This window comes from Nocardia lijiangensis NBRC 108240, from assembly GCF_001613045.1.
Lineage (GTDB): Bacteria > Actinomycetota > Actinomycetes > Mycobacteriales > Mycobacteriaceae > Nocardia > Nocardia lijiangensis.
The window spans coordinates 56,390-69,560 of sequence record NZ_BDBP01000032.1; the positions used below are offsets into that span (position 1 = coordinate 56,390).

Below are 13,171 nucleotides of genomic sequence, written 5' to 3' on the forward strand. Positions count from 1 at the left end.
CACCCCCGCCACAATGCGCGCGGCGGTTAATCGTTCGATGCGTTCTCCAACTGCGATACTCCCGAAACGCACCTGTTCGAACGTGCCTATCCGCATCAGGCCGACATCCTTCCCACCGTTGAACCCACCCGATGTGTCTCCCCGCCAACGGCTCTCACAATTTTCGAGTTCCCATATGGCGCGCATTCTCAGGAAAGAATCAGGGTTATCGGCCCCGCAGGCGTTGCTCTTGCGAGGCTCGCAGCAGATTGGAAGTGCCTGGCATGCCACGGCGGCGCCCCCACATCGCCGTTGGCGCTACCGAGAATTAATCGCCTTCACACGCGGGTGCCGGTTCGCGACCAAGCGTCCCGACGTCTGAGCAGCAGCATCACCCCCAGCACCAACAGCGCCACCGCACCGACACTCAACCCGATCAACATCAGATTGCGCGCCGGGAGGTACCAGCCGGGACCATCCGTCTCCTGCACACAGGCATCGGTGCGGCAGCGCATAGCCTGCAGCGGGTTGACGTTCGATGAGATGAACGCATAGATCGCCACACCGGCCCCGGACGCGAGGACGGGCAGAGCTGCCAGGCGCGGCCAACGCCGCAATATACCGATGGCAAGCATGAACAGCGCCGTCACGCAGGCCATCGCGGCGAGGTTCATCGACAGGAGCCCGGTGTTGTCGTATTGGGGAGTTTTCAGACCAAGAGGTTTACCGTCTACACCGGTGGATGCATAGGGAGAGTCGTCTCTGAACTGGAAGGCGATGAGGTCGTTCACCGCCAGCGCCAGCAGGCCCGCGACAACTCCAGACGCCAGCCACCGCGGCCAGCGAACGGCCGTGTATACGTCCATATGTAACCCCCGTAGTTGTGTAGACCAACCATACGATGGTGGCGCACCCCTCGACTGTGCAAACCATCAGATCGAATCACCGACGAAACACTAGTTCGGGCAGCGGATGCGGCCGGGTCGGAGGAGCAAGGCTGACTACGTCGGGTGGCCCGGACGACGCGGCCCGGATTCGCGGGCGCAGATCGCAGGACGACGAGTGCAAGGTGTCCATGGTAATTGGCGTCGGGACGGCCGAGCGAACCAATTCTTACGGAGTATGTGCGCGTTTCGTTGCGGGGGCCATTCTCGGCGATCCCGGCCGACTATCGTTCCGCGCTGGTGGATATTGCCTGATCGTGCCAATTCGGCGAGCTCGATGCCGAGCAACTCTGCTTCGATTTGGATACTGCAGAACTCGCCATACAAACTACTCACTCGCTCGACTCTCGTCAGCGTGAGACTTCTCGCCCACACTGGATTTGGAGGCGCATCCGGAAAGCAGATTGGAAGTGCCTGGCATGCCACGGCGGCTTCAAGTGCGCGGAAATCGGCGGTTTGCCTACTGCCACCGAGCGGCATGTGGCGGGCAGGAGCAATGCATCGGCGCTGCTGAAGAGCACTCCGGACATCGCTGAACGCGACTTCGAAAGAACGAGATTCAGCCTCGCCGACCGAACCGGGCGAGGTAGTGCCAGGCCCTTTTCAGCTCCTGCGGGTCGGCCCAGCCGCGTGCCCGGCCGAGGATGCGTGGGGTGAGTGTCTCGGTCTCGGTGATGGCTTCGGCCAACTGGACGATCGTGGCACCGCGGTAGTCGGGGTGTGCGCGGATCTGCTCGATGCCGAGGGTATATCCGTCGTGCCAGCCGATCGGACAGGGCAGGCTCGCGGCGACCTCGTGGATAGCGGTGTCGCGGTAGCTGGGGTCGAGGACGAGTTCCTCGACGTCGTCGGCAAGGGTCAGCGGGCCGTGCAGGTGAGCTTCGATGTAGTGGTCGAGTGGGTCGGCCATGGTGGTCTGCTCGACCGCACCGATCAGGTCCATCCGCATAGCGGTGCCGAAGGAGTCCGGTTCGAACACGCTGTCGGGGAAGCAGAAGGTGGTGCGATCCAGTGTGTGCTCGGCGAGCCTCAGATAGCACGAGCCGAAGCGGGGCGATCCGCCATAGCGGTCGGCCCGGTGGTTGAGTGAGCCGTATTTCGGCCGCTCCGAGGCCGACGCCTGGTCGTCGCAGCCGCCGAACATGCGGCTCTCCCACAGCCAGCGCGCACCGCCCGGATGCGCCGACAGCCCGCCATTGCCTACCCCGGTTTCGAACTGCGACCGGTACAGCCCGTCACGAGCGAGAGCGGCGAGCACGGTCACGTCCCCAACAAGGGCGTCGGGGTGGAAATGCACTGTCGCCCGCAGAGTTCGATCGGCCGGCACGCCCGTGGCCACGATGGCGGTGACATACGCCAGAGCCAATGCAGCAGGACTACTGGCTGTCCGGCGTGCGCTGGAGGACGAATCGCTCGCGCACTCTGAGTCGGCATACATACCGATGTCCTACCGGATGCACCAGCTCGGGGGAATTCAAAATTTATCCACACTCCTGATCGAGGTGTCGAGCTCGGCTGCTGAGCCTCATCCCGGCTAGCGACCCCATCGACCTCAATGGGGCCAGGTGGCCGTCTGCACCACTTCTCCTTCGCCCCCCAAGCGGACGACCTGCAAACTATCGAATATCAAGGTGAACTTGATGCCTTCGTGAGCCGTCGGCCAAGCGCGGACCAGTCGAATGGCATAACGCTGGAGGATAGGGAGTCTGTTGTTGGGCTTCGGGGTAGTAGCGCCCTTCCGAATCATTGAAGATGATATCGAGGTTCCGCGGCGACTGCGGAGTCGTCGTGCTCAGCCAATCATCGAGTGGCTTCAGGTTTTCGGCGAGGGTTTCCGGCTCCTTCGAGCGAGTCACGGTCAGCGATCGGGGTGGATTGCCCTGCGATGCGATCAGCCAACCGTCCTCGGTCGGATCGGTGTGCAGCCAGAAATTGATCTTTCCCAGCTTCAGATACCGCGCTACATACTCTTCAGGAGTCAAAGACACAGGTGCGTTGCTCATGCCATACCTCTACCGTCGTAGCGGGACCCTCGCGTGGAGGATTGAACACAGTGCGGCACAACATCTTTCAAACTTCTGCGATTCGCGAAGGAACTGCGGGCCGACTCGGCTGGGAGCGGCGACCGGGGCGGGATTCGCTGCGAACGCAGTTCCGGCCGAGCAGCCCAACGCTGTCGCCGATATGACCCAACTGGCGCACTTGTCTGCGGTAGATCCTTACGGATGCACTCTCTGACGCCGAACCGGTAGGTCGAAGCGTTTCGCGCTTCGCCGTCACGGTTTGATTCGGGCTCCGAACAGCGGCAGACACTCCTCCAGCCCGGTCACTTCCACCGGCACGCTCCGGTGCGCTTCCCATCTCTCGCGGGTCAGCCGCAACCGCCGTATCACCGCCGGTTTTCCCCGCACCGCGTGCACCTCGAGCCCGTCGGGCTCGTATCCGAGTTTGCGTGAGACCCCGTGCGAGCCCAGGTTGTCCTCGAACGCGCCCGATACCGCGGACTCGGCCCCGAGATGAGCGAAGGCCAACTCCAGAACCGCGGCCCGCATCTCCGTTCCTATGCCTTGCCCATGATGAGTTCGGCCGAGCCAGGATCCGGTGTTCACCTCGCAGCAGACCGCAAAGTCCTTCGCACTGACCGTTTGGGTACCGACCAACTCCCCGCCTCGGAGCACGACGAGGTTGAGTGCCCACGCATCGACCTGCCAGTCGGCCCAACATCGCCAGTGCCACCGCAGCACCCGCTGCGCACGTTCGTCCGGTTCCGCATCCGTCCACTCCGCCGTGAACGGCTGCACCGCCGGATCATGCACTCCCTCAGCGGCCAGCCCGGCAAGTGCGCCCAGGTCCTCCAAACCGGGCATTCGCAGTTCCAGGCGCGGTGTCCGCACCTGCAATCCGGCCAGGGGCCAGTATTTCATTAGGCTCATGCCCGCCATCTTGGCCTCCGCGCGGCATTCGGGGCCAAGGGGTTTCGCCAGCGGCGGGTCCTGCCAGGGAAACCGATCGCGACATTTCGGTCCACTTTCGGACCGCTGGCGCTGTACGGATCGTCGCCGAGGCAGCATGCTGCAAGGCATGTCCTCGTTAGCGCCCGATGAATTCCGTTCCGAGACCGCCTATCTCAATACCGCCTCGTACGGGCTGCCCACCCGGCGGGCGCTGACCGCGATCGCCGAGGTCAACGCCCGCTGGGCTGCGGGTCGGGGCGCGCCGATGACCGACGACGCGCTGGTGCCCGAGCTGCGCGCGAAGTTCGCCCGGCTGCTGGCGGGTGCGCACCCCGACCACGTAGCGCTGGGCAGCGGCGTCGCGGGACTCGTCGGTCCGGTGGCCGCTGCGCTGCCCACCGGCGCGGAGGTGCTGCTCGCGGCGGGCGAATTCGCCTCGGTGTCCATGCCTTTCGTGCATCGCGGTGATCTGGCGGTGCGGGTGGTTCCGCTGGCGGAGCTGGCTGCGCAGGTGCGACCCGAGACCGCGCTGGTGGCGGTGAGCGTCGTGCAGTCCGCCGACGGCCGGATCACCGGCCTCACCGAACTCCGCGCCGCCACCGCGGCCAACGGGGCCCGGCTGCTGGTCGACGCCACCCAGGCCGCCGGTTGGCTCCCGCTGAACTTCGCCGACGCCGACTACTGGGTCGGCGCGACCTTCAAATGGCTGATCGGCGCGCGCAGCGTGGCGTTCTTCGCCGCCGCGCCCGAGGCCGCCGCCGGGCTGCGCCCGATCGGCCCGAGCTGGTACGCGGCCGAGGACCGGTGGGCCGAGCTCTACGATCCGCGCGAACTGGCCGCTACCACCCGCCGTTTCGACGCGACCCCCGACTGGCTGGGTGTCATTTCCGCATCGGCCGGTCTGAGCCTGATCGAGGAGGTGACCGTCGAGAAGATCAACGCGCACAACCTCGACCTGGCCGACCGCTTCCGCGCGGGCCTCTCCGAACTCGGCAGGGAGGCGGTGCCCGGCCGCTCGGCGATCGTCGTGGTCCCCGGCGCCGCTGATCTCGCGCCACGACTGGAGGCGGCGGACGTCATCGCCTCGGCCCGGGCGGGCGCGATGCGCTTCGCGTTCCACTTCTACAACGACGAGACCGACGTGGATCGTGCGCTGAACGCACTGGAGTCGTGATCAAGCGCGCCGGCTCCTGATGCGCACAGACCGATGTCCGCGTGTACGGCTTCAACAGCCCGCTCGACTCGGACGCACCGGACGTCGGGCTCGTCGCCGCTATCGGCAGCTCCTGCCACCTCAACACGGCGGCATGAGCGCCGTCGCCGACGAACTCGTCCGCATTCTTAGGCGGTGATGGCAACCCCCAACCACCACATTTGGCTCCGGTCGATTCCGCCCGCACCCGAACAGCGCCACCGCCGACGGGCCACACACCCTGCACACGCCCCACATAGGCACCGCCTATGCGAGACGTGCAGAAAGTGTGTGACATGCCGATGACCGCAGGCTCACCCGCTCCGAAGACGTCTCTACCAGCCGAACGTCGAGAAAGGTGACTGAGCGGCGATGTGCCGCATCGCCGCTCGGCAGTACTCGATCATGTGTTCCGGCAGAGCGTCGATGGCGAACCATCCCAGCGCACCGCACTTCTCGGGTTCCTGGTTCGTCGGCTCGCCCTGCCAGTTCGTCACGGTGAAGAAGAAGGCGATCCGACCACCCGACGACGAGTTGTGCATGACGTGGCTGAATCGAACGTCTTCCGCGCTGATCACTACGCCGACTTCTTCCCGCGCCTCGCGGATCAGTGCGGTGACGACGGATTCGGCGGCTTCCAGGTGGCCCGAGGGAAGGTGCCAGGCGCCGTCCTCGAAGCCGGTGTTTCGGCGCTGGCCCAACAGTATTTCGTTGTTACGAAGCAGGACCAGATGGACATCACCGGTCACCGTGTGACGCTGGGGCTTGAATTCCTGACCGGACACGACAGGGACGCTCATGCGGCGATAGCCCTTTCACTCGATGACTTCGTTCGGGGTCAGCGGCGATTTCCTTGTTGCCGTTCGCGCTGCCCGCGTTCCGCAGGGCCTAGCGTGGCGGATTCACGGCGCGTGTGCTCTGCTCGTGGTCCAAGCCCGGGCGGTGCTGCTTGCTGCGTTGCAGAACACGTACCGTCATCGAGCCCACGGCGATGAGCACGGCGGCGATGGCGATGAACACGATCTGTGGCCGATCCAAAATGTTGTCACCGGCGAGCAGATACCCGGCGATATTGATCAGCCAATGTCCGATCGACGCGATCAGCACACGCTGGTGGAAACTCCCGTTGCTCAGGTATCCGAGCACTATGGCGAATGCCATCGTCGAGACGAAGAAGCAGACTGCGATCACCAGGCCCGCCGCGAATGCCTGGACATGCCACAGCGCCCAGGTCACCCCGGTCGCCGAAACTGCCGCGAACCTGGTCATTCGAGATTCCAGTATCGGCTGCATCAGGCCTCGCCAACCAATCTCCTCGCCGCCCGCGCCGAGGAATTGGAGCAGCAGAAACACTGCGAAGGGAAGACCCCCGACCGCGGCAGGACCGACAAGGGCGGTGCCCGACACGACAGCCGCCATCGTGATCAACAGCCAGAACAACACGCAAGCCGTGACCACCGCGACGACACTCGCGCCTACTCGCCGGGAGGGCACTGCTGCGGGTAGCAGTCCGGTGACGGTCTTCCTGAACGTCAGCCAGGTGGCCAGCACGCCCAGTGTCGGAGCGAACTGGACCAGTGACAGCGCCGCCGGGTCGATGCCTGAATGAGGTTGCACCGCAAGTAGAACCACCGAGGCGGCAAGGGTGGACAGCACGTAGACGCCGAGTGCGCCCCAGACTCTTGCGGTGGTCGGCGACTGCGTTGTGCAGTCGAGGCCGGGCTGGGTGTTGCTGGTATCGGTGGAGCTCACGCGACTTATCTTGTCGGTCGATATTCGCCCGCGCATCACCCTGAAGTCCTGTACACCTGGTGTATCGACGAGGTCCGCCCGCAGCCCAGCGTCACCCTAGGGCGCAGCCCCAGGTACGCCTAGAGTCTGGGTATGAGCGACACCAGTGCGCCCCCTGGCTCGATCCTCTCGGAACGCGTCGAGACCACCCGAGTAGCCCGAACTCTGGTGAATCGCACTGCGCGGAGGGCCTTTTCGAGCCTGGCGGCTCTGGTCGCCGCGGCGGCGGCACTCACCGCTGCCACCGGTCCAGCACATGCGCGATCGATCGACACCGGAGCGCGCTACGTCGCGCTCGGCGCCTCGTACGCCGCCGGTCCCGGCCTCACGCCGGTGCTGGACGAGGGATGTTTGCGCTCGTCCAGCAACTACCCCGGGCAACTCGCCGACGCGCTCGGCCTTTCCCTGGTCGACGTCACCTGCTCGGGGGCCACCACCGCAAACATCCTCGACAAGCCGCAACGGTTACCCGGCGGACCGGCGATGCCGCCGCAGATCGGCGCGGTCACCGCGGACACCGAACTGGTCACGATCACCATCGGCGGCAACGATCTCGGAATGATCGGCGGTATGATCGCGCGCAGCTGCGGTCCGGGACTCGTCGGCGGAATACCCGTCGTCCCGTCGCTGGCCACACAGGTCTGTGCGAGCGTTCTCGGCGATTCCGGTGAGCCCACCGCGGCGGACTTCGACCGGGTGCGGCAATCGATCGCCGAGGTCGTGCGCACGGTGCGGTCGAAGGCGCCGAACGCGACGGTCCTGCTCGTCGAGAACATCCCGGTCCTCGACCACGACGGCACGGTCTGCGCGAAAGTGCCGCTCTCCCAGCCGGATGCCGCGTCCGCGCGGCGCACCTACGACGGACTGATCGCCGAAACCAGAGCCGCCGCACGCGAAACCGGCGTGGCTACCGTGGCGATTCCGAACGCCGACGACCACAACGCCTGCGCCGCGACTCCCTGGACCTACGGCTTCAACAGCCCACTGGATTCGGACGCACCGGACGTCGGGCTCGTCGCCACCATCGCCAGCTCCTACCACCCCAACGCGGCGGGCATGAGCGCCGTCGCCGACCAGCTCGTCCACACGATCGGCAAGTGATCGCCCGGGTCGAAACTATCTGGACCGCAGACCATCTCGCACCGTACCTACTTCATCAGTCTCAGCAGGCCGAGGTTCGGTTCGAGTGCGCCGTCCTGACCGAGCGCAAGGAAGTCTGCCTCCACGGCCGAGAGCGCGAGTTTTCCGGCGCGTACCGCGCGGTAGCGCACGTACGACCAGAGAAAGACATCGAGATTGTCGAAGCGGGTGCCGCCTTCGAGTACCTCCTCCTCGTGGAACCACACGGCCACTTGGCCGTTGGTGAGCACGGTGTAGAGGTTGCCGCCGCCGTCGGCGCCGATCGAGTAGACATCGTCGTCGGTGAGCTCGGTCGTGTAGTCCGAATCGCGTATGCCGCAATCGTTCAAGGCGAAATCGAAACCGTAGGACCAGTCGAAGATGTCCAGGAACTGTGGCAGTCGATCGGAGCGCACCCGTTGATCGAACGCGGCCAGCGCCGCCGCGTCGGCGGGGGCCAGACGCGCGAGAAAAGGTGCCACGGGCCGGGTTTGCTCCGGAACGTGGACGGTCTCGGCATCGGGGAACCAGCGCGCCAGATCGGCGCCGAGGTCGCGATCGGTGTAGCCGAGCAGGTCGGCGAGAGTGAGCGTCACGCGGGGATTGTAGTAGCACCGTCGGACACATATGCGTCTGATCGGTTGTCCGCCAGGCTATCTGGAGCATAGCCCTGGTGACCAGCCGAATCGTCCGTTCCTGCCGATGGTGTGGCGATTGCCGGGTGAACGGATGCGTCTGCGTCGCGGACTTCGGTCACGTGAAAGTAGCGGCCGATACGCAACTGATCCACCCCTGGATCAAGACCTGGTCGCGGGTGCGGTGATCAACGGCAGATCCAGCGCTGTCAACACCCCGGCTGGGGCCGCGACCACCGCGGGCACCGCGTTCACGATGCGCATGGCGGTGGCGAGCAGGGTCGCGTAGTTGTGGTCGCCGCGCGGACTGGAGGTCACCAAATCCATGGCGTAGCAAGGGTCGCCGGTGATTTCCACCCGGTAGGAGCCTTCGGGATGGGCGGGCTGCGGCCAGTCCGGGCACAGGTCTTGGCGCAGCCGCGTAACGTGCTCCAATACCGTGACGACCCGTTCGCCGACCATGCCGCGCACCTCGAAACGCAGTGCGGCGGCGGTGCCTTCGGCGATGTGGCCGGCGGCGATGTCGAACGCTTCCGGCGCGGGGACGCGCTCGTAGGTCTCGGTCACCGCGTCCAGCGCTACCCCGATGCCCGCGGCGAGCTGGCGCACCACGCTGCCCCACGCCAGTGAGAGCACGCCGGGCTGCAACAGCATCGGCGTCTCGTCCAGCGGTTTGCCGAAGCCCATGATGTCGAACATGACCGCGCGGTTGTCGTAGCTGGCGTAGTCGACGATCTCCATGCACCGCAGCTGATCGATGCGCAGACAGGTACCCGCGAGCGCCAGCGGCAGCAGGTCGTTGGCGAATCCGGGATCGATGCCGTTCACCCACAGCGACGAATTGCCGTGCGCCGCAGCCTCTTGCACCGGCTTCAGCAGCTCGTCCGGCAGCACGCCGTACGGGTACTGGAAGAACACCGGCGCGCACGCGACCACGTTGACGCCCGCCGCGAGCAGCATCCGCAGGTCCTCGATCGCCTCGGGCAACCGGTTGTCGGTCATCGAGCAGTAGACGACGCAGTCGGGCCGGTCGGCCAGGATGGCGTCGACGTCGTTGGTGGCGGTGACACCGACGGGACTATCCAGACCGGCGAGGACGCCCGCGTCCGTCCCGGCCTTCTCGCCGGAGACCCACACGCCGGACAGTTCCAGGTCGGGGTTGGCGATGACGCCCGCCAAGGCGTGGCGGCCGACATTGCCGGTGCCCCATTGCACTACGCGATAGCTCATGTCACAGATCCGGGATCGGGAGGTCGAGGTTGGGGGAAATCAGGCCGCCGTCGGGCTCGAGCACCTTGCCGGTGAGGTACTTGCCCGCCGGGGACACCAGGTAGAGCGCGGCGGCGGCGATGTCTTCCGGTTCGCCGATGCGGTGCAGCGGCGTCTTGGTCTCCAGCTGGCCGCGCATCGCATCGTTCGCCGCGACCACTTCGAGCGCCGAGGTCAGGATCGAGCCCGGCGCGATGGCGTTGACACGGATGCGCGGATTCAGGTCGAGCGCGGCCAGCCGGGTGTAGTGCGCGAGCGCGGCTTTCGCGGTGCCGTAGGCGGCGAAGGCGCGTCCGGGCAACCTGCCCATGGTCGAGGTGATGTTGAGGATCGAACCGCCGCCCGCGGTCGCCAGGATGTGCGGCACCGCGGCGCGCACCAAGGCGTGCGCGTTGCCGACGTTGAACGCGAACGCCTCGGCCATCGCCTCGGGTGTGGTGTCCAGCAGGGGGCACGGCAACGCACCGCCGACATTGTTGACGACGATGTCGAGCCTGCCGAACTGGTCGACCGCCGTGGCGGCCAGGCCCGCGGCCGTGTCGGCGTCGCTCAGGTCGGCGGCCACCACGTGGGCCCGCCTGCCCACGGCCGCGATCTGTTCGGCGACCTCGTCGAGCTGGCTCTTGGTGCGCGCCGCGATGAGCACGTCCGCTCCCGCCTCGGCGAACGCGAGGGCGATGGCCCTGCCGAGACCGCGTCCTGCGCCGGTGACGACGGCGACCTGCCCGTCGATGCGAAACCGATCGAGAATCATCCGCTTCTCCGATCCAGTGTCGAATATTCGACACCAAATGACTTATATTCGTCATCGTAAAGTCGCCCACCCGACCGGCACAAGGGGATGACCGATGCAGCCCACCGAACTCGCCCCTGACGACGCCGCACCGCGTTCGCCCTCCCCGCCGACCCGGCGCGTGGTGGAAATCGTGACGTTGCTGGCGACCGCGACCGAGCCGCTGCCCGTCGCAACCATCGCCGAACGTCTCGGCATCGCGAGGGCCACGGCCACCGCCGTGCTCGCCGAACTCGACGCCGCGGGCTGGGCGGTGCGGGTCCGGGATCGCGGCTATCGCGTCGGACCCGCACTCGTAGCGCTGACCGCGGCACGGCTGCCGCGCGGGGTCGGCGATCTGCTCACCGAGCTGACCGTGAAGACCGGCTGCGGCGCGACGCTGAGCCGCATCGAACCCGACCACCTCACCGTTCTCGACGTCCGTCACGGCCCGGACCGCACGGTGCCCGGCATTCCGGTCGGCCACCGCATTCCGCTGCAATTCCCCGCGGGCGCGGCCGTCATGCCATGGCGTTCGGCGTCCGAGCAGAACACCTGGCTGGCTACCACCGCCGAACCGGACCGGCGCACCGCGAGCACCTTGCTCACCCTGGTGCGCGAGCGCGGCGTCGCGCTGTTCCGGCCGCGCGCCGACGACGCGGGGCTGGTCGATCTGCTCGCCGATCTGCTGACGGCCGCGGGAAGCGAACTGCTGCAACCGAATCTGCGCGCTCGGGCGCTGCGCCAGCTCGCCGCACTCACCGCGCGCCCGTTCACCAGGAGCGAGCTGGACTCCGACGCCGACCTACCGCTGAGCTACCTCGCCGCGCCGGTGTTCGACGCGCACGGATCGGCATCCTTCGAGGTGCAGCTCGGTCCGCTGCGGACGGGCACGACCAAGCCGGAACGCGACGACTACATCGCCGCGACGCTGGCCGCCGCCCGAGCGCTGACGGCGGCCATCGCTGGGCAGTGAACGATCAGGCGCAGTGAACGATGGCGGAGCCCTGCGGATCGGTTAGTCGATCCGTGTGTGTCGTCGCAGGAATTCGGTGACGGTGGCGATGTAGTCATCGGGGCGGCTGATCAGCAGTGAATGGCCACCATCGGTGAATGTGCGGGACTCCGCCGCGGGGTGCCGGTCGCGTAGCCGCTGGGTGTGTGCGGTGGTGATGAGTGGGTCGTCGTCGGCTTTGATGATCAGGGTCGGTCCTTGCCAAGCGGGTTCGGATTGCAGTTGCGGAAGTCGTTGTGCCGCATCGAGTAGCCGTAGGTAGGAGTTGATCGCGCCCTGTTGGCCGCCGGTTCGGGTGGCGGCATCGACGCGGTCGATCCAGAATTCGGCTTCGGCGGATTCACCCCAGGTGCTGCGCAGCGACGTCTGGATGGCACTGAGTGTCTGTTCCCAGGGAGTGTCGCGGGTCCGGGCCAGCGCGCCTTCCAGGCGTGTGATGTCTTCGGGGCCATAGAGACCGGTGCCGCTGAGGATCAATGAGCGCACCCGCTCGGGTGCCCGCTGCGACAGCACCTCGGCCAGCATGCCGCCGGCCGACTGGCCGACCACGTGCGCGGAGTCGATGTTCTCGGCGTCGAGGATGGCGATGATGCCGTCGGCGAGTTCGTCGAGGGTTGTCGGTCCGGGTGGATAGTCCATCGCGAGGGTGTGGAAGTCGGGGTGCAGGGCCGGTGTCAGATCGAGCCAGCCGATGGCGATTCCGGCGCCACCGGTCAGCAGCAGCACGGTCGCGGCGCCGCTGTCACTGGTGTAGTAGGTCCATTCGTGCCCGCCGGTCGTCAGGGTCTTCGTGTCGTGGTCGCGGTCGAATACTGTCGCGCGGTCGAGGGTGGAAGTCATACCGGCTCCGAACTGTGAGAGATCAGCTGGGTGATTCACCGTTGGGTGACGTGCCGGCCGATGCCTGGGACGAATCGGCCGGTCGTGGCGGTGTAGTTGCGGTAGTCGTGGCCGTGAACGCGCAGGAGGTAGGGCTCTTCGACGATGCGGACCTGGAGTTCGATCGCCGCCAGCAGCAAGGCGAACCCGGCCAGCGCCATGATGTTCGGGATGATGAGGGCGACGCCTGCGGCGAACACGAGCATGGCGGTGAAGATCGGATTGCGCACCCACCCGAATACGCCGCCGCGGACCAATGTTGTCGTCTCCCTGGCATCCACGCCGATGCGCCAGGAATCGCCCATGTCGTTCTGCGCGTACAGGGTGGCGCCGATACCGGCGATCGCGATCACGATTCCGGCGGCCTGGATCGGTTCGGCGGTCAGGACGTCGAACGGGGTCAGCACATCGGCCAGTTGCAGCAGCGCGGCCGAGACGCCGACGACGATCGCGGCAACGAAGCCGACTCCGGCCAGCCATTCCAGCGACCCGGGCCGCCCGCTGATTCCGCGGAACCCGGTCGATCCGGTATGGCGGCGCTGTTGCCAACTGCGCCAACCGAATCCGAGGACACCGAAGACGAAGTAGAGGATCAGCGCGACCGCTGCCATGGTGATGTCCT

Annotated in this window: 14 protein-coding genes; 3 read left to right on the forward strand and 11 right to left on the reverse strand. The window is 66.4% G+C overall.

What is annotated here, in order from left to right:
- Positions 1-317: 317 nt before the first annotated feature.
- The 4 genes from NL1_RS13025 to NL1_RS13035 form a co-directional block, all read right to left on the reverse strand.
- Positions 318-845 (reverse strand): hypothetical protein, encoded by a 528-nt coding sequence (locus NL1_RS13025; RefSeq protein ID WP_067838537.1) that lies wholly within the window; start codon positions 843-845, stop codon positions 318-320.
- Positions 846-1,482: 637 nt separating this feature from the next.
- On the reverse strand, positions 1,483-2,289 hold the full coding sequence (locus NL1_RS13030; RefSeq protein WP_245673215.1) for a DUF3626 domain-containing protein: 807 nt from the start codon (positions 2,287-2,289) through the stop codon (positions 1,483-1,485).
- Between the two features lie 250 nt (positions 2,290-2,539).
- Positions 2,540-2,926 carry a hypothetical protein gene (locus NL1_RS37485; RefSeq protein WP_156094825.1) on the reverse strand — a complete coding sequence of 129 codons (387 nt, stop codon included), beginning with the start codon at positions 2,924-2,926 and terminating at the stop codon, positions 2,540-2,542.
- A 273-nt stretch (positions 2,927-3,199) separates the two neighbouring features.
- A complete protein-coding gene (locus NL1_RS13035; RefSeq protein WP_084510550.1) occupies positions 3,200-3,856 on the reverse strand; it encodes a GNAT family N-acetyltransferase in 657 nt (218 codons plus the stop codon).
- A gap of 148 nt (positions 3,857-4,004) precedes the next feature.
- Between NL1_RS13035 and NL1_RS13040 the strand changes: the two genes are divergently transcribed.
- Complete coding sequence (locus NL1_RS13040; protein ID WP_067838681.1) at positions 4,005-5,051, forward strand: aminotransferase class V-fold PLP-dependent enzyme; 1,047 nt, start codon at positions 4,005-4,007, stop codon at positions 5,049-5,051.
- A gap of 353 nt (positions 5,052-5,404) precedes the next feature.
- On the opposite strand, the gene NL1_RS13045 is transcribed toward NL1_RS13040, so the two are convergent.
- Both NL1_RS13045 and NL1_RS13050 read right to left on the reverse strand, forming a co-directional pair.
- Positions 5,405-5,869: an NUDIX hydrolase gene (locus tag NL1_RS13045; RefSeq protein ID WP_067838545.1), complete on the reverse strand. Its 465-nt coding sequence runs from the start codon at positions 5,867-5,869 to the stop codon at positions 5,405-5,407.
- 88 nt (positions 5,870-5,957) lie between these two features.
- On the reverse strand, positions 5,958-6,821 hold the full coding sequence (locus NL1_RS13050; RefSeq protein WP_067838547.1) for a CPBP family intramembrane glutamic endopeptidase: 864 nt from the start codon (positions 6,819-6,821) through the stop codon (positions 5,958-5,960).
- Positions 6,822-6,953: 132 nt separating this feature from the next.
- Here NL1_RS13050 and NL1_RS13055 point away from each other — a divergent pair, with 132 nt between their 5' ends.
- Positions 6,954-7,961 carry an SGNH/GDSL hydrolase family protein gene (locus NL1_RS13055; RefSeq protein WP_084510544.1) on the forward strand — a complete coding sequence of 336 codons (1,008 nt, stop codon included), beginning with the start codon at positions 6,954-6,956 and terminating at the stop codon, positions 7,959-7,961.
- A gap of 47 nt (positions 7,962-8,008) precedes the next feature.
- On the opposite strand, the gene NL1_RS13060 is transcribed toward NL1_RS13055, so the two are convergent.
- The 3 genes from NL1_RS13060 to NL1_RS13070 form a co-directional block, all read right to left on the reverse strand.
- Complete coding sequence (locus tag NL1_RS13060) at positions 8,009-8,575, reverse strand: hypothetical protein (protein WP_067838550.1); 567 nt, start codon at positions 8,573-8,575, stop codon at positions 8,009-8,011.
- Between the two features lie 201 nt (positions 8,576-8,776).
- The gene (locus NL1_RS13065) at positions 8,777-9,844 is read right to left on the reverse strand and encodes an NAD(P)H-dependent amine dehydrogenase family protein (protein WP_067838553.1); all 1,068 of its coding nucleotides are present in this window, start codon (positions 9,842-9,844) and stop codon (positions 8,777-8,779) included.
- Between the two features lies 1 nt (position 9,845).
- Positions 9,846-10,637, reverse strand: coding sequence for an SDR family oxidoreductase (locus NL1_RS13070; RefSeq protein ID WP_067838555.1), 792 nt, complete (start codon positions 10,635-10,637; stop codon positions 9,846-9,848).
- 94 nt (positions 10,638-10,731) lie between these two features.
- On the opposite strand from NL1_RS13070, the gene NL1_RS13075 reads away from it, so the two are divergent.
- Positions 10,732-11,631, forward strand: a complete 900-nt coding sequence (locus NL1_RS13075) for a MarR family transcriptional regulator (RefSeq protein WP_067838557.1) — start codon at positions 10,732-10,734, stop codon at positions 11,629-11,631.
- 42 nt (positions 11,632-11,673) lie between these two features.
- Here the strand turns inward: NL1_RS13075 and NL1_RS13080 are convergent, their stop codons facing one another.
- Together NL1_RS13080 and NL1_RS13085 are read right to left on the reverse strand one after the other, a co-directional pair.
- On the reverse strand, positions 11,674-12,510 hold the full coding sequence (locus NL1_RS13080; protein ID WP_067838559.1) for an alpha/beta fold hydrolase: 837 nt from the start codon (positions 12,508-12,510) through the stop codon (positions 11,674-11,676).
- Positions 12,511-12,545: 35 nt separating this feature from the next.
- A complete protein-coding gene (locus NL1_RS13085) occupies positions 12,546-13,160 on the reverse strand; it encodes a methyltransferase family protein (RefSeq protein ID WP_067838562.1) in 615 nt (204 codons plus the stop codon).
- Between the last annotated feature and the right edge of the window lie 11 nt (positions 13,161-13,171).